The organism is Halopiger aswanensis (assembly GCF_003610195.1).
Taxonomy (GTDB): Archaea; Halobacteriota; Halobacteria; order Halobacteriales; family Natrialbaceae; genus Halopiger; species Halopiger aswanensis.
In genome coordinates, this window is record NZ_RAPO01000005.1 from 22,631 (window position 1) to 38,506 (window position 15,876).

At 57.2% G+C, this 15,876-nt stretch carries 20 protein-coding genes; 8 read left to right on the plus strand and 12 right to left on the minus strand.

Features of this window, described 5'->3' with window-relative positions:
- Window positions 1-180 precede the first annotated feature (180 nt).
- Both ATJ93_RS20520 and ATJ93_RS20525 read right to left on the minus strand, forming a co-directional pair.
- Window positions 181-726 (minus strand): hypothetical protein, encoded by a 546-nt coding sequence (locus ATJ93_RS20520; protein ID WP_147376668.1) that lies wholly within the window; start codon window positions 724-726, stop codon window positions 181-183.
- Window positions 719-1,810: a tyrosine-type recombinase/integrase gene (locus tag ATJ93_RS20525; protein ID WP_120246549.1), complete on the minus strand. Its 1,092-nt coding sequence runs from the start codon at window positions 1,808-1,810 to the stop codon at window positions 719-721. The genes ATJ93_RS20520 and ATJ93_RS20525 overlap by 8 nt, the downstream gene beginning before the upstream one ends.
- 416 nt (window positions 1,811-2,226) lie before the next feature.
- Here ATJ93_RS20525 and ATJ93_RS20530 point away from each other — a divergent pair, with 416 nt between their 5' ends.
- The 3 genes from ATJ93_RS20530 to ATJ93_RS20540 all read left to right on the plus strand — a co-directional run bounded on the left by ATJ93_RS20530 (window position 2,227) and on the right by ATJ93_RS20540 (window position 3,999).
- Window positions 2,227-2,583, plus strand: a complete 357-nt coding sequence (locus ATJ93_RS20530) for a DUF7344 domain-containing protein (RefSeq protein WP_120246550.1) — start codon at window positions 2,227-2,229, stop codon at window positions 2,581-2,583.
- A 112-nt stretch (window positions 2,584-2,695) separates the two neighbouring features.
- Entirely contained in the window at window positions 2,696-2,995 is a 300-nt protein-coding gene (locus ATJ93_RS20535; RefSeq protein WP_120246551.1) for a HalOD1 output domain-containing protein, read from the plus strand.
- Between the two features lie 578 nt (window positions 2,996-3,573).
- Window positions 3,574-3,999, plus strand: coding sequence for an EamA family transporter (locus ATJ93_RS20540; RefSeq protein WP_120246655.1), 426 nt, complete (start codon window positions 3,574-3,576; stop codon window positions 3,997-3,999).
- A 159-nt stretch (window positions 4,000-4,158) separates the two neighbouring features.
- Here ATJ93_RS20540 and ATJ93_RS20545 read toward each other — a convergent pair whose 3' ends face one another.
- Genes ATJ93_RS20545 through ATJ93_RS20555 form a run of 3 tightly spaced genes read right to left on the minus strand, consistent with a single transcriptional unit; the run spans window position 4,159 to window position 5,243 of the window.
- A complete protein-coding gene (locus ATJ93_RS20545; RefSeq protein WP_120246552.1) occupies window positions 4,159-4,404 on the minus strand; it encodes a HalOD1 output domain-containing protein in 246 nt (81 codons plus the stop codon).
- A 3-nt stretch (window positions 4,405-4,407) separates the two neighbouring features.
- Window positions 4,408-4,998, minus strand: coding sequence for a DsrE/DsrF/DrsH-like family protein (locus ATJ93_RS20550; protein WP_120246553.1), 591 nt, complete (start codon window positions 4,996-4,998; stop codon window positions 4,408-4,410).
- Window positions 4,998-5,243, minus strand: coding sequence for a sulfurtransferase TusA family protein (locus ATJ93_RS20555; RefSeq protein ID WP_120246554.1), 246 nt, complete (start codon window positions 5,241-5,243; stop codon window positions 4,998-5,000). Before ATJ93_RS20555 ends, ATJ93_RS20550 begins: the two co-directional genes overlap by 1 nt.
- 243 nt (window positions 5,244-5,486) lie before the next feature.
- Here ATJ93_RS20555 and ATJ93_RS20560 point away from each other — a divergent pair, with 243 nt between their 5' ends.
- The 4 genes from ATJ93_RS20560 to ATJ93_RS20575 are packed head-to-tail and all read left to right on the plus strand — an operon-like array spanning window position 5,487 to window position 8,879.
- Window positions 5,487-6,680 carry an MBL fold metallo-hydrolase gene (locus tag ATJ93_RS20560; protein WP_120246555.1) on the plus strand — a complete coding sequence of 398 codons (1,194 nt, stop codon included), beginning with the start codon at window positions 5,487-5,489 and terminating at the stop codon, window positions 6,678-6,680.
- A 20-nt stretch (window positions 6,681-6,700) separates the two neighbouring features.
- Complete coding sequence (locus ATJ93_RS20565; protein ID WP_120246657.1) at window positions 6,701-7,198, plus strand: YeeE/YedE family protein; 498 nt, start codon at window positions 6,701-6,703, stop codon at window positions 7,196-7,198.
- 1 nt (window position 7,199) lies between these two features.
- The gene (locus tag ATJ93_RS20570; protein ID WP_342768877.1) at window positions 7,200-7,661 is read left to right on the plus strand and encodes a YeeE/YedE family protein; all 462 of its coding nucleotides are present in this window, start codon (window positions 7,200-7,202) and stop codon (window positions 7,659-7,661) included.
- A gap of 45 nt (window positions 7,662-7,706) precedes the next feature.
- On the plus strand, window positions 7,707-8,879 hold the full coding sequence (locus ATJ93_RS20575; RefSeq protein ID WP_120246556.1) for an inorganic phosphate transporter: 1,173 nt from the start codon (window positions 7,707-7,709) through the stop codon (window positions 8,877-8,879).
- Between the two features lie 97 nt (window positions 8,880-8,976).
- On the opposite strand, the gene ATJ93_RS24600 is transcribed toward ATJ93_RS20575, so the two are convergent.
- The 7 genes from ATJ93_RS24600 to ATJ93_RS20600 all read right to left on the minus strand — a co-directional run bounded on the left by ATJ93_RS24600 (window position 8,977) and on the right by ATJ93_RS20600 (window position 13,471).
- Window positions 8,977-9,180, minus strand: coding sequence for a DUF6544 family protein (locus ATJ93_RS24600; RefSeq protein WP_394338803.1), 204 nt, complete (start codon window positions 9,178-9,180; stop codon window positions 8,977-8,979).
- A 281-nt stretch (window positions 9,181-9,461) separates the two neighbouring features.
- On the minus strand, window positions 9,462-10,196 hold the full coding sequence (locus ATJ93_RS20580) for a uroporphyrinogen-III synthase (protein WP_120246557.1): 735 nt from the start codon (window positions 10,194-10,196) through the stop codon (window positions 9,462-9,464).
- Between the two features lie 9 nt (window positions 10,197-10,205).
- Window positions 10,206-10,385 (minus strand): hypothetical protein, encoded by a 180-nt coding sequence (locus tag ATJ93_RS23825; protein ID WP_170155622.1) that lies wholly within the window; start codon window positions 10,383-10,385, stop codon window positions 10,206-10,208.
- Window positions 10,386-10,460: 75 nt separating this feature from the next.
- Window positions 10,461-10,766 carry an AzlD family protein gene (locus ATJ93_RS20585; RefSeq protein ID WP_120246558.1) on the minus strand — a complete coding sequence of 102 codons (306 nt, stop codon included), beginning with the start codon at window positions 10,764-10,766 and terminating at the stop codon, window positions 10,461-10,463.
- 1 nt (window position 10,767) lies between these two features.
- Complete coding sequence (locus ATJ93_RS20590; protein WP_120246559.1) at window positions 10,768-11,538, minus strand: AzlC family ABC transporter permease; 771 nt, start codon at window positions 11,536-11,538, stop codon at window positions 10,768-10,770.
- A 382-nt stretch (window positions 11,539-11,920) separates the two neighbouring features.
- Window positions 11,921-12,454, minus strand: a complete 534-nt coding sequence (locus ATJ93_RS20595) for an Rrf2 family transcriptional regulator (protein ID WP_120246560.1) — start codon at window positions 12,452-12,454, stop codon at window positions 11,921-11,923.
- 60 nt (window positions 12,455-12,514) lie between these two features.
- Complete coding sequence (locus ATJ93_RS20600; RefSeq protein WP_120246561.1) at window positions 12,515-13,471, minus strand: transcription initiation factor IIB; 957 nt, start codon at window positions 13,469-13,471, stop codon at window positions 12,515-12,517.
- Window positions 13,472-13,856: 385 nt separating this feature from the next.
- On the opposite strand from ATJ93_RS20600, the gene ATJ93_RS20605 reads away from it, so the two are divergent.
- Entirely contained in the window at window positions 13,857-15,824 is a 1,968-nt protein-coding gene (locus ATJ93_RS20605) for an acetate--CoA ligase (RefSeq protein ID WP_120246562.1), read from the plus strand.
- Window positions 15,825-15,876 lie beyond the last annotated feature (52 nt).

Below are 15,876 nucleotides of genomic sequence, written 5' to 3' on the forward strand. Positions count from 1 at the left end.
TTTTCGCAACTATTCCAAATCATTTCCGCTAGATGGTAGTGTTCCATCTAGTTATAGTGTACTCACGAGTGATTCTCGTGGAGATGTAGACCGGACTAATCCAAAGATCGTGAGCGGCTCAAGTTGATGCTGATATTAGGAGCAGCGGGCCAATAACGTGCTTAAGCGGGTTCAAGACGATTAGTCCAATTCCTCAATAGGTTCACGTATCTCGTCCTGTAGTATCTCTTTGACCTCCTCATAGCCATCTATCAGGCTCATACGTCGTTCGTGGTACATATCACCACCCCTCATTTCCACAGTCTCAAACGCCCACCCACTGATAGAACTATTCACCTCACCGAGTGTTTCAAAGAAGTCTAAAACAGTCTCGTGCTGCTCTTCAGAGAGGTAAATACTCGCTTCATCCATAGCAATTTCAAACTCTTCGATCAATTGATCTGCTTCTTCTATCTCTCCATTCTCGCCGAAACCGTCGTATGGGACTCTATCCAAAATCTCCACTAATCCCCTTTGGCATTCTTCCAACTCGGCGTGGAGATTCGTTAGCGCCTCTACTTTCCGTTCCATAGAGAGTTCGGCCCGTAACCTCCGATCCTCCGCTTTGACCTCTGTTTGGGTACGGTAGTAGTTAATCAGACCACCAGAGATGTATCCAGCAAGAGTAAATAATCCGCCGGCGAGGACGCCTAAAACGGTATCTGAGACAGGCATACGATCACTCATTATCGAACACGGCTGTATTATCTTCGGCCAGCTCGCTCGCTTCGATGTGCGAGTACATTTCCGAGGTCGTCTGCGGGTCGGCGTGGCGCAACGTCCGTTGTGCCGCGGCGGCCCCGCGTTCACGATAGAGTTTCTCGCCGACCCCACGGCGGGCTCCGTGCAACGTGAGATATTCATCGTCCTCGAGTCCAGGGACGTCGGCTTCCTCGGAGAGCCGTTTCAACAGCGTTCGCGCGCCGGAGGTGCTCATCGACGGCGGTTCGATACCGTGCTCGAGACAGAACCCCCACGGGTCGCCGTCCGGTTTGTCGTATCCAGCGTCCTCGATCGCCGAATACAGCGACGGCGGGTGTCGGGAGGGAAAGACCGGCCACCCGTCGGCGGGCGGGTCGACGAGCGTCCGCAGGCGCTCGAGCGGTGCGACCGCCTGCTGCGGGAGGGCCGTTTCCTCGCGGTCTTGGCTTTTCCCAAGGACGGTCATCACGCCGGCCTCGAGATCGACGCTATGCCACCGCAGGCCGTTGCGGCGTTCGTCCCGGTAGTCGGCCAGGACTTCAGCCCCGCGGACGCCCGTGTACGCGAGTGTCGTAATCAGCGCCCGGTTGCGGACGGGCTCGAACGGGTTGGCCTCGGGGTCATCGATCGCCGCGCGGGCCTGCTCATCGACGTAGGACACGATCGCCCGGCGCTGCTCGGGCTGCCAGAACTGTTGATCGCCGCTGTTGGTCGTCTCGCTCGGGAGGAGTTTCTTCGCTTCGCGTTTCTCCGCGGGATTCTCTACGAGGTCGCCGACTTCGACGGCGCGGTTCAACAGCGCCGAGACATAGTTGTAGTACGTGCGCGCCGTCGAGGCGCTGATTGCATCGGCCCGGACCCGGCGTTTGAGGTGCGAGGCGTAGTTGCGCATCGTTCGCGTCGAGACGTCTTCGAGCGCCTGGACGTGGTCGGGCGTCCAGTCGATCCACTTGTCGAGACAGTACTCGAGATTCGACGCGTAGTTGCCGTCGCGTTCGGCGACGAACTCCTCGGCGGCGGTCTCGAGGGGTTTGCCTCCGGGTGACGGCCCGGAATTGCTGGATTCCATCGACGTAGCTTACCCAAGGGCGCCGACCCTCAAAATTCCACCGCACATTATTGGTCTAATGTGCTGTGTACTGTTGGACTTGCTTTGATCGTAGTTGCAGGCTATGTGCATCCAGAAATCGAACGAATCGGGGTTTGAGAGTGTCGCAGTAAACTTCATATAGCTATATCAACTGCGAGCCCACTAGTTTCAGAAATTCGGAGGATGGATTTCTACAAACCACCACATTAGGAACATATCCGATACAATGCTTCTCAGACCCGTTGATACGCCCGGTGTTCATGTCCATCGTCCAAGAAAGGTGAACAGTCGATAGAGCCCCTCCGAAACACAGAAAGCCCGTTGAGGTTTCGACCGTCTTTACCGCCTTCGGGTCAAGGCCCTACGCTTTTAGACTAGTGGGTTGTGTGTTAACTATGGCCAATAATGGGGTGGCGGGCGCAAACGGGGAATCGCTTTCACTTGACGCGATTTTGGATGCTCTCAGCCATCACCATCGACGCACGTTGTTCCGCTGGTTGCGTAATCAGCCAGACCAGCGTGCTAACGCAGAAGATGTGCTCAACCATCTCATCAACCAAGAACAGGAACGGATGGGAAAAGCACCCAACCCCAACCATATCGAAGTCACGCTCCATCACGTCCACGCGCCAAAGCTCAGTGGCCTAAGGCTCGTCACGTACGACGATGCAGCCGAGGAGTATCAATACCACACGAACGACCGACTGGAGAAATGGCTCGACCTTATTGATGCCGAACACGAGTTAGAATAGTAATACCGGCGGATCCGCACGGACTACTCTCTCTGCTTCTCGGACCCCAGACCTGACTGCGCTTGCACTTGCACCCAATAGCCTCAACTCACTTATCGAGGTACCGTCCGTGATGAGCTACACTCACATCGAATCCGAGAACGACGACATCATTGATCACACGTTCGATAGCAAAACCCCGCCGAGTATCGGTATCATCCATGTTATCTGTGCGCTTGAAAACATCAACCCGATGGACTTCCCTGATGAGGTCGAATCCCGCTTGCACGACCATATCGATCCCGAAGCACTGGATTCGATTGTAGCACACGATACTGCTGGCCCCATCGAAGTCCACTTCGATATTGAGGACTACCATGTATCCGTGACCGAGTCCAATCGAATCCGAGTCGTCCCACCCGGTAGTGGTTAGAGGACATATCGCCAGCTATGGAGTGAGCAAGCTGTTCTTGCTCAGCCTCGTTATGATTAAGAGGATTGAAACGCAGTTGCCCAGTTAGTGCAGTTATACTTGGACTGTGAATTCGATACTCAGTACACGATCGAGATGGACCGACATAATTCTGAAACAGGGAATACAGTGGTCCATGCTGTCCAAGACGCAACGACGTACATCGCAGTCGGGGTCACCGCCCTTGGCGCAGCACTGTTCAGCTAACAGCGGCCACACTCCGTTTTCACCCACCGAGTCAGTACTCCGTAGCGATAGCGTTCGGGTCCTCGAGCCAGCCGTCGAGCATATTCAAGGCGTCCTCCGCAACGATTAGGTGGTCGTAGTCAGGCAGCTGAAACTGACCGACTGTCTCTTGCACCCCAATTTGTGAACTTCACGAATCCCTACTGCTTGATATTCATGGTGAGGACAAGCGGCTTGGAGTAATTCGAGATGATGGTGTACTCACTGATATCTGCAATCAATAGCGGGGTATTTAAGGACCACATTTAATGAAGGGAGAGGCGTTTTTCAGTGGCAATGTAGATTACACACTGATGGGGCTCCCCGAGATAGATTCGGCTATTTTCTTTGGGTCGATTACAATGGTAACGTGGGGGATCTGGGTAGTTTTAGGTAACGCTGCGTCGGAGTCCATCGACCCAAGGACGGCCGCCGCGATCTCCTATCTTGTTGCGGGACCCCTTGCACTCGGATTCATCATCGTTTCAGACGCATCGCTAGCCATTACTGTGAGAGGAGGACTGCTCGCTGGCACGGCTGGATTGTTCACCGGAATCGGCCTGATTTCGATGTACGTCGGCCTCTCCGGAGGATCAACAACAATCGTCTCTACGCTCGGTGCAATGTACTTCGTTATCGCAGCCATCATCGGTATGGTCGTCCTCGGAGACGAAGTGACGATAACTAGACTTGTCGGGATCGCGTTCGCAGTTATCGGGGTCGTACTAGTTACCCGATAGATCAGCCAACGTAATAATTAGGCAATGAATAGTACTACCGAAATATTCAGATAGACTACCTCTATTCAATTTCTGTAGGAGAGAGGTTCTATCTTAGCGCTCATTTCGATTAGTTGCCGATAATAGATGAGAACTCTTGGATTGAGGTCTGAAACCTCGTTACTCCAATTCAACGGTACCATTCGAGGTGACCGTCACAGCATATCCTCGATACCTGAACGAAACGCGTCCGCTTCGAGTCGAGCCGTCAGTAGCAGTCGGTTCAAACAACCGATCAAGCGCAGTAGGATCTACGACCTCGTTAAGCGGCGGTTCGAGGGCAGCCGGAGAGACGTCTTCCGCGTCTGCAATCTCTTCAAGGACGCGCAGGCTTGGCTTCGTAAACGCGGACTGAGTGTCGTTCATCGATCAGACGAGGAGCTGGATGTCGGACTCAGCCATGTGTTGCAGCGCGGTAGCTGCGCCGACGCCGGTCGTAACGCCGTCGTAGAAGTCGTCCTCGTCGTAATCCATCAGCTCTATCGTCATCTGACAGGCCTGCAGATCGACGCCGCTCTCGAGGGAGAGATCGATCAACTCCTCGATGGTGGCGGTCCCGTTCTCGTCGATTTTCTTCTGCATCATTTTCGTGGCCATGGTATCCATACCCGGTAGTGCAGCGACGGCGTTCGGCACCGGCATGTTCGGGTTGCCGACGGCGCTCAGCTTGAGGTCCTTCGACTTCTCCTCGTGAAGGATGTCGAGCCCCCAGAACGTGTGGAAGACGACGACGTCCCAGCCGAAGGCGGCCGCCGTGCTCGCGAGGATCAGCGGCGGGTACGCCATGTCGAAGCTGCCCTGCGTGGCGACGATCGTCATTTTCTTCTGATCGTCGCCCTCGTCAAGATCAGCGACAGACTCCTCGAGTTCGTCGACGCGCTCGCGTAGTGCCTGTAACTCGGCGGCATCGATTTCAACATCGACGTCGTCGACGGAGGCCGATTGGTTGTCCGTACTCATTATTCGGTCTTCTTCACGTAGTGGGTGTACAGATCGTCCTCCTCGACTTGGTCAAGGAGTTCGACACCATCGGTACCCTCGGCCCACCCGCGGATATCGCTCATGCTGCCCGAGTCCGTCGCGACGACTTCGAGCACGTCGCCTTCCTCGAGATCGTCAATCGCCTGCTTGGTCTTCACGATGGGCATCGGGCACGACTGTCCTTTCACGTCCAGCGTTTCGGTGGTCTGGTATTCCGAACTCATAGTTTCTTGTGCCCCGTATTGGAGCTATCATACAATATCGTCCCCATCCATAAAAGAGCATCGGTTATTGCGCAATATACAACATTCCGATTTACTCGAATAGCGCCCTAATTCCACTAGTAACGCGTGTATGCGCGTATACTAGCTGTAGTCCTTTTCTATTCCCGAGTGTTGTATTGTGGGTTGTGGGGAATACTATACAAACCCTTAAGTGCCAGCAGCCGATACTGAGTACTGTACAACATGGACGACATGGATCTCCCAATGCCGGACGTCGAAGTCGAATCAGTTACTCCTACCGAATTAAAGGCCAGCATCGACGCAGGCGAGGACGTCACGCTCCTCGACACCCGTATGGAGTCAGACTTCGAAGAGTGGCATATCGACGGTAAGAACGTCGAGACGATCAATATCCCATACTTCGAGTTCCTCGAGGACGAGATCGACGACGACGTTCTTGCACAGATTCCCGACGACCGCGATATAACGGCCCTCTGTGCGAAGGGTGGCTCGAGCGAGTACGTCGCCGCGACGCTGAAAGAGCGCGGCTACGATATCGACCACTTAGAAGAGGGGATGAACGGCTGGGCGCGCATTTACGAGCGTGTCGAGGTCGAGCGCTACGCCGGTGCCGGGACGCTCTATCAGTACCAGCGTCCCTCGAGCGGCTGTCTCGGCTACCTCGTCGTCGACGGCGGCGAGGCGGCCGTGATCGATCCGCTGCGCGCGTTCACTGATCGATACCTCGAGGACGTCGACGAACTCGACGCCGACCTGAAGTACGCGATCGACACGCACATTCACGCCGACCACATCTCGGGCGTCCGCGAACTCGACGAGAAAGGGGTAGAAGGCGTCATCCCCGAAGCGTCGGTCGACCGTGGCGTCACCTACTCCGACAAACTAACCCTAGCCGCAGACGGCGACGAGTTTGAGGTCGGCAATGCGACGATCGAGACGGTCTACACGCCTGGTCACACTTCCGGGATGACGTCGTACCTGATCGACGACTCGCTGCTGGCAACCGGTGACGGCCTGTTCGTCGAGAGCGTCGCTCGCCCCGACTTGGAGGAGGGTGACGAGGGTGCCGAAGACGCTGCTAAACAGCTCTACGAGTCGCTCCAGGAGCGCGTGCTGACTCTGCCCGACGATACGCTGATCGGCGGCGCGCACTTCAGCGACTCCGCTGAGCCCGCCGACGACGGCACTTACACGGCACCGATTAGCCAGCTCACGGAAGAGATGGATGCCCTGACGATGGACGAAGACGAGTTCGTCGAACTGATCCTCTCGGACATGCCGCCTCGTCCGGCCAACTACGAGGACATCATCCCGACGAACCTCGGCCAGCAGGAGGCCGACGACGAGGAGGCATTCGAACTCGAGCTCGGCCCGAACAACTGCGCGGCCAGCCAGGAATCGCTGGCGGGTGACTAATCACCGTGCTCGAGATCGCAATGCTCGCCGAACTCGTCGCCCTGGGTCAGGTAGTGCCCGCCGAGCCGTTTCCCAACGGCATCTCCCGATACGCGATCGGGGGCCTGCTCGTCGGCCTCGGTGCGGTCGTCATCTATCTCGGGACGGGAATCGCCGCGGGCGCGAGTACGTTCCTCGAGTCGACGCTGTCGTACGTCTCGGATCAGTCGCGGTTCAAGCAGTACCGCGCCTCTCGAGACTGGCGCGTCGTCTTCACGCTCGGGATCATCTTGGGAGCGGCGGTCTATGCCGTCGTCTGGCAGGGTAGCACGTGGACGACCGATGTCCAGCCCTGGCGGCTCTTGATCGGTGGCGTCCTCGTCGGGATAGGGACGCGCGTCGGCAAGGGCTGTACGTCGGGCCACGGCGTCTGCGGCGTCGGCTCGGCCTCGAGAACGTCGATCGTCGGCGTGATCACATTCCTGACGGTCGCGATCGTGACTGCGCAGTTCGTACAGGCTATGGGGGTGAGTCCGTAACGTGACCCGGAATCGCCATCCGCTGTTCATGCCGCTGATCCTCGTCGGCGGCCTGATCTTCGGTTTCGGACTGGCCTACAGCCACATGGCCCGACCGGAGGTCGTACTGGACTTCCTCCAGTTCGACGACTTCGGCCTGCCGTTCGTCATGTTCGGCGCGGCGATCGTTTCCGGGATCGCCTTCGCCGTGATGCCCCGGATCCGAGACGGCGCACCGCTGACGGGCGATCGGTACGAACGCCGGCTGAAGCCGTTCGACCGGAACGTCCTGATCGGCGGCGCGATCTTCGGCGTTGGCTGGGGCCTGTCGGGAATCTGTCCTGGTGCGGCTTACGCCAGCCTCGGGATCGGGAACGTCACCATCCTGTGGGCGCTCGTCGGTATGTTCGCCGGCGCGTACCTACAGGGAGTCTGGCGTAGCAAGCGAAGCGCAGCCGAATCGGCCCCGGCAGGTGCCGACTAACACCGCTCGAATTTCGGGACCGAATCCGCAGCTTTCTGTACACCGATGGAACTGACCACAATACTGCTGTTCGCCACCGCCGCCGTCGCAAGCCTGTTTATGGCGTGGGTTATCGGCGCCGGCTCGAGCGGCGCAACGCCATTTGCACCGGCCGTCGGGGCGAACGCGATTTCGACGATGAAGGCGGCGTTTCTCGTCGGTCTCCTCGGCTTCGCCGGCGCAGTGACACAGGGTGCAAGCGTCTCGGAAGCCGTCGGTCGGGGTCTCGTCGAGGGTGTCACGCTCCCGACTGCTGGGGTTATCGTCGTGTTGCTGCTCGGCGCTGGCCTGATGGCGATCGGGATCTACACTGGGTACCCGATCGCGACCGCGTTCACCGTAACCGGGTCGGTCATCGGCGTCGGCTTTGCGCTCGGCGGCGATCCCGCTTGGGGAAAGTACGCCGAAATCGGCGCAGTCTGGGTACTCACGCCGTTCGTGGGCGGCGGCATCGCTTACGGGCTTGCCAGCATCCTTCCCCGGCCCGACGTCCCCGAAGACGTCAGCGTCCCGATTCTCGCCGGCATCGTTGGTATCGTAGTCGCAAATCTCGAGTTCTCGTTTTGCTCGTCAGTCGGGGGAACGCTCGCCGCCGCCGGGGCTACGCTGGTTCCCATCGACGGCGCCGCCGCCACAGTCGCAATCTCGATCAGTAGTGGCGCCGTCGCTGCGGCTGTCGTTCGCTGGGACGTCGGTCGCGATCAGATTGGTGGTCTGCGTCGATTCGTGATCTCACTAGGCGCACTCGTGGCGTTCTCGGCTGGCGCGAGTCAGGTCGGGCTGGCCGTCGGCCCGCTGTTCCCGCTACTCGAGGACCTGCCGACGGTGTCGCCGATCGCGGTCCTGTTCGGCGGCGGTGTCGGAATTCTCGTCGGCTCGTGGACGAGCGCACCGCGGATGATCAAGTCGATCTCACAGGAATACGCGTCGCTGGGGCCGCGCCGATCGATTTCGACGCTCGTCCCCTCGTTTCTCATCGCACAAACGGCGGTGCTACTGGGAGTGCCGGTCTCGTTCAACGAGATCATCGTCAGCGCCATCGTTGGCAGCGGCGCCGCGGTCGCCGGCAGCGCTGGCGTCAGTCCGCGAAAGTTGGGCTACACCGTGGCCGCCTGGCTCGGCTCGTTCGTGCTCGCGTTCGGGCTCGGCTACGGCTCGATGCTGCTTCTAGCACGTTGAAAGCAGATACGTTCGACACCCTTGAGACAACATCCGTTTCTACCAGATCGCAGTTAGAGCAGCGGGTTACGGAAAATCAAGGAGTAAGCTCCTCCCATCAGGGCGGGCTCTCAGACGAATCCCATTGAGCTGCCAGCACTTCCGTCGCCTCAAATTGTCGCCAACTGCCTCCAAGTCGGAACTGTCCCTCCATCGTCATCGCCACCCGACGAGCGATCGGGGTCCCTAGAGCGATAGCGTGGCGGAGATACCGGGATGCAGGCGACGAGAGGTCGGCAACTGACTCCAGATCGAACGTCATACCAGTGGCGTGGTCAATTGCAAGTGACTCTCAATACGACCGGGCCACTCTCATCACGGAACCGGACGACTCCCAATAGCTCACTGATGCCTGCTAATGCGACTCCGATGCGGCGTCCGGTAATCAGGTCACTCATACGGTCTCGTCCGTCATTCAATTACACAACAGATCCCATATTCTGAACTCCGCAACAAGGATACCCTGAACCGTTCGACCGACTCCTCTGCGATGAAGAGGGTACTTCTGAATCCCAATTCTATGTAGTTCAACAGAGCCGCTTATTATTGTCTTCCTTGGACGTGATTCACCGTAGCCTCAGCAAGTCGTGTAAAATCTACTGTATCCGGAATGACGTTGACAGTTCCCCCGTTTTTGCGAACAGCTCGCTCCGTTGGTGGTCCGATTGCACCAACAACTGTCTCTTCTAGCCTGCATCGGAGTGCAGCGACAACATCACGTTCGGTAGCGATCTTGAAGAAGTGGTCAACCGTCTTTGGCGAGGTGAATAGTATCCCGTCCAGCTCACCGTCCACGGCGAGAGAGATAGACTGTCCTGCAGTGCTCGGACACTTCAAGCGATAGAGCTGCGTTTCGTGAACGGCTGCACCAGCATCTTCCAAGCCTTGAATCAAGACATCACTTCCATGTGCGCTTCGTACAATCTCGACAGTATTCCCCTCAACTTCGCCTGCTAATTCCTTGACGAGCCCTTCAGAAGTGAACGTCGAGGGGAGCACATCAACTGAATATCCGTGATTTTGCAACGCGGTCGCAGTCTGACGACCGACAGCACACACCGTTTCCCCGTCTTGATGCCATCCATGTTCCACAGCGAGTTCCACCCCGGTCTTACTGGTGAAGATACAATACTCCGCCTGACGAGGCCGCTGCCCGGTCGGACAGATGGTTAGCATCGGATCTGCGACGGGTGAGACACCCAGTGATTGAAGACACTGGACAGCCTCGTCAATACGAGTATCATCAGGCCGGAGGGCAGCCACCTTCGGCTTCGACATAGTAGCTAGTCAAACACTGACCGCCTTGGGTGTATCGAGAATCACGCGGTCGATTCCGAGTTCTTCAAACCCCTTGTCAAGGTATTCAATCGTATGAACAACGACGACCCTCACAACCAGGTCGTCCCTGGGAGTGACGAGGAACTTCGCACCCCGGATGTTCGCGGCTACGACTTCCGATTTTATCATAGGCTTTAGCCATATTTGACGCTGTATCTAGTACCCAAACGCTAGGAGATTCGATGTGCGTCGGCACGGCCTCCGTCACAGGGCGGCACGAAACATGACGATGGCTCCGACGCCGGTGACCAGCGCAAGCAGGATGTTCTCGGTCTTCCACGCGACGGCGGCGACGACACCGCCAGCGAGCCACTCTGGCGGACCGCCACTGGCCAGTTCCGGACCGAGAACGGCGACGATGATGGCACCGGGCAGCACCTCCAGACTAGCCTCGACTCGGTCGCTAATCTCGACGTGTGTAAGCAACCACAGTCCGCCACCCTTCGTGAGATAGGTGACAACGGACATGGCGGCGATGACAGCGACCACGACCGGGTCGAGTGTGAACATATCAGCCACGGCGAATCACCTCCACGATAGCAGCCGCGCCGCCGCCTGCGATGACATGCCACTGCCCGGACAGTACCTGGGCGGTGACTAGTGCCGTCACCAACGCTACCGCCCACGGGACCACCGTTGACGACCCGTCCCACAGCTCAACCGCGAGCGCGATAAACGTCGCGGCGAGGATAAAGTCCAGTCCGAACATGGCAGGGTCGTCTATCACGCCTCCGACAGCGACGCCCACGACTGACGAAACGACCCAGAACACCCACATCGCTAGTCCACTTCCGAGTAGAAACGCGCCGCGCCGACTCCCAGACGTGAGATCGCGGATCGTTAGCGCCCAGTTCTCATCGGCCATGAAGAACAGACTGAGGTAGGACCGTGTCGCGGACAGGTGTCGAAACCAGGGTCGCAGGGCCGCTCCCATCAACGAATACCGAAGATTTACTGCGAAGACCGCGAGCACGATCGTCGCCGCCGGAATAGGGTCTGACCATAATTCGACGGCAATAATCTGTGACGCACCGGCGAGGACGGTTGCGCTCATCAACGCCGTCTCCGCGACGGTCAGTCCAGCACGATCTGCGAGAACGCCGAATGCGATTCCATAGCCGGCAACGCCGAGCGCGACCGGGACGCAAGTGACAAATCCAGTCCGTATCCCGTCCCAGTTGAACGTCACCTCGTCGGCGGCGTCGTCCGCCAACTCATCCGGTTCGTCCGGGACCAATTCTACTCCCGATTCTTCCGTGTTGGGTTGCTTGTTACTTGTCATCGTGATGATTCGCGTTCTATCGCCAATCTGAGGAGACTACAAAGGCAGATCAGATCGCGATCTCCGGTTTCAAACTAGTTCCCGTTCAGCCAACTAGCTTCCGATTCTAGACTGCCTCGCTGACGTGTGGTCCTGCAAATGTACGACGTAACGTATCGTCTGTCTTTATCCACTCTATCGGCTCTGTTGAATCCTTCAACGTTGACACCGGGAAGAGTGATGCCTCCGTCTAGATTACACGAATCCGATATAAACTTAGCTTCTCAGCAAACCGCATGACGGTGAGAGAATTCCACATAGCCGGAACTTCTCATATTAGTTTAATTCGTTTTAGGGAATGGATATTGATGGGGAAAAGAACGGGACACGGCGAGGCGTGTGGTCAATGCTCGTGTTTATCGACTGGGGCAGTCATGTCTTTAATCCTGAGGATGAGAATGTTGTTCATATCATCTTTCCCGTCGACGCGTCCATCAATGACGAGCTTCGAGAGAGGGGTTGGGCCGACAGTGATCGGGTCGTCCTCATCGACATCACTAATGGTTCCCTGTAGGTGAATCTCCGCGCGACAGAGTTCGGGATGGTGGACGCTCGAGAGGTTAATTTCCTCGACAACGACGTCCTCGACCAGGTCCCCCTCGTGCTCGAAGGTGACAGTGACTGGGTCGTCCAACTGCTGGATATCGAGTGCTTGGTAGGCTGTAGCGGTCGGTTTGTAGCCGCCTTTCGGGCCGGGAACGCCTTCTACCAGTTGGAGCGCTTTGAGACTCTGCATCTGGTTGCGTATTGTTCCCGGGTTCCGGTCAACTTGCTCGGCGATGTCTTCGCCCTTGATGGCGCCCTCGGACTCCTTGTGGAGGTTCGTTAGTGCGCGGAGAATCTTTTTCTGGCTCGGAGTGAGCTCAATGGACGACATGGTAAATTGTTCGTAATTGTATGCCTTAAACCCGGCGGGTGAGTACCTTCGGAAGTACAATTACTGTATGCCAAGCCTCTCGATTTGCTCCTGATACCGGTTACGAATTGTAACTTCGGTGACTTGGGCGACATCGGCTACTTCTTTCTGGGTACGTTTCTCGTTGCAAAGCAAGGCGGCAGCGTAAATAGCGGCAGCAGCGAATCCTGATGGACCTCTCCCAGAGAGTAATGGATCAGCGGTCTCTTCAATAATTTCAATGGCTTTAGCTTCGACTTCCTGCGGGAGGTCCAGTTTTGAGCTAAAGCGAGGCACGTACTGCTTCGGATCGATAGGGAGCAGTTCAAGACCGAGCTCGTTCGAGATGTACCGGTAGGTGCGGCTTATCTCTATTCGTTCGATACGCGAAACCTCTGTGATCTCTTCTAATGAGCGCGGAATACCTTCTTGCCGACAGCCAGCATACAGTGCAGCTGTAGCAACGCCCTCTATTGATCGTCCACGAATGAGATCTTCCTGAAGCGCTCGCCGGTAAATCACACTTGTTACCTCACGAACCGATCGTGGGACACCCAGTGCCGAGGCCATTCGATCAATCTCGCTGAGCGCGAACTGGAGATTCCGCTCACCGGCGTCTTTCGTCCGGATACGGCTCTGCCATTTCCGTAACCGGTTCATCTGCGAACGCTTCTTCGAGGAAATCGAACGGCCGTATGCATCCTTATCTTTCCAGTCGATCTGGGTAGTAAGCCCCTTGTCATGCATTGTCTGGGTAGTTGGGGCTCCGACACGCGACTTCTCCTGTCGTTCTTTGTGAGTAAATGCACGCCACTCTGGTCCCAAATCAACCATTGCTTCCTCAATCACTAGACCGCACTCTTCACAAATTCGCTCACCTTGATCCGAGTGTCGGACTACGTTACTTGATCCACACTCAGAACATGTAGCGATAGTTTCGTCAGATTCAGTTTGCCTCGTTTCATGTTCATCCTCCTTGAGCCGAACAGACCAGACCATTGTTATTTAATAATGGAGATACAGGAGCATAAAGTTTGAATCTCGAGATGGCACACCATTCATTCCTATAATTCAAAACCTAGAATTAGATTGTTACTTCCTTGATAACATACTCAAACGCGTCAGTGGGACCAGCAGTGAGTCCCTATGAAGAACTCCAGCAGGTGATCTGAGACCACGAAGTTATCTCCCGTCTTGCACTGTGTCGGGGTTAAGCCTTTGAGGCAAACATGTACTGGCAACTTTTAGCCGCTGTCCGTAACTAGTTCTCAGAGATCAATTCGGATCCACTATGCTAGTATTCCCTGCCCCGGTTTTTAAACCACAGTGCTACAGAGAAAATAAACAGAATCTACAGGAGGAAGGGGAACGAAGAAACAAATCTATGACCGAAGAGAGACCGGTATATCTATCTCCCAAGAACCGAACGGTTCGCCGCCGGACTCAACAAGCGTTCGGTCGCGACGGGACTGCGACGGAGCCAGCCGAGGCCGACTCCTCCGATCGCGAGTGGCCGGCGTGCTGGGACGCCGCCGCATCGTTGCTTGAGTGGAGCGACCCTTACGAGTGCATCGTCGACACGGAAAATGCGCCGTTCTACCGATGGTTCGTTGGTGGGCGCTTGAACGCCGCAGAAAACTGCATCGATCGCCATCTCGAGGAGCGGAAGAATCAGGTCGCATTGCGGTGGGAAGGGAAGCGTGGCGAGCGTCGAACCTATACGTACTACGATCTCTATCGCGAGGTGTCAGCTGTCGCAGCCGCGCTCCGCGAGCTCGGCGTCGAAGAGGACGATGTCGTCACGATCTACCTGCCGAAACTCCCCGAATTACCGATCACGATGCTCGCCTGTGCTCGTATCGGCGCGCTCCATAACGTCGTTTTCTCGGGGTTCGCCCCCAACGCACTCGCTGAACGGATGCAACGTGTCGACTCACGCGCGCTCGTCACATGCGACGGTAGCTTCCGCGAGGAGACCGTGATCGATCAGAAGCGGAAAGCCGATACGGCACTGGCATCGATCGAGGAATCGCTCCCGACAATCGTCGTCGATCGACTCGGTTCTAGTCACGATACGCACCTCGGTGGGAACCAATACGACTACGACGATCTCGTCGAGGCGTTTGCCGGGGCGAACGTGTCCCCAGTTCCGCGGGAGGCAACCGACCCGCTCTTTCACATCCACACGTCAGGAACGACCGGCGAACCGCGACGGATGACTCACGCAACCGGGGGCTACCTCACAGGTGTCGCGTGGACGGCCCAGACCGTATTCGATCTCGCGCCGGGGACCACGATCTGGTGTACGGCCGATGCCGGATGGATTACCGGTCACTCCTACGTCGTCTACGGGCCACTGCTCTCGGGTGCGACGGTCGTCCTCGCCGAGGGAGGTCTCCGCTACTCGGACCGCCACCGTCCGTGGGAGGTAATCGAACGGAACGGTGTGGAGGTCTTCTATACGACGCCGGGAGTTATCCGGACGTTCATGAAGTGGGGTGAGTCGTTTCCCTCGTCCCACGACCTTTCGTCGTTGCGCCTGCTCGGTAGCGTCGGTGATCCGATCGGTCCGGACACCTGGGAGTGGTACTACACCTACGTCGGCGAGGAACGGTGCCCAATCGTCGACACGTGGTGGCAGACTGAAACTGGATGCGTCCTCATCTCAGTCCGTCCTGGGATCGACGAGTTAAAGCCCGGTTCAGTCGGGCCTCCGTTACCTGGAATCGAAATCCAGATCGTCGACGAAGACGGCCGCGAGCTCCCGCCGGGCGAACCCGGCTATCTGACGATTGACCGTCCCTGGCCGTCGATGCTCGTTCCGCTCGAGGGAGACCGGTATTGGATTCTCGCAGAATACTGGCAGGCGTTTTCGGATCCACGGGCGGATTCCTGGCGGTACTTCACCGGCGACCGTGCCATCGTCGGCGACAACGGGTACGTGACGATCATCGGCCGCGACGACGACGTCATTACGATCGGCAATCGTCGCATCGGAACGGCCGAACTCGAGGCTGCAATAACGACCGTTGACGGCGTTACCGAAGCCGCTGCCGTCGCTGAGCGTACCATCGGTGAGACCGTGCTCTGCGTCTTTGCGACGCTCGAGCAAGGGCAGCAGGATCGGACCGCCATTCGCGACGCGGTTGCGGATGCAGTCGTTGAACACATCGGTGAGTTCGCACGACCCGCGAGCGTCGTATTTACACCCGAACTACCCGAAACCTACTCCGGAAAGACGATGTACAAACTCCTCGAGCGCATTGTCAACGACCGACCGCCCACGGACAGTGACACCCTCAGAAATCCGGAAGTCGTCGGTGAGCTTACGACGATCTGGAATCAGGAGTGAGCAGGACGAGAGTGTTCCTGATTACGCCGTCTCGTCCGCTGGTAACGGGGTA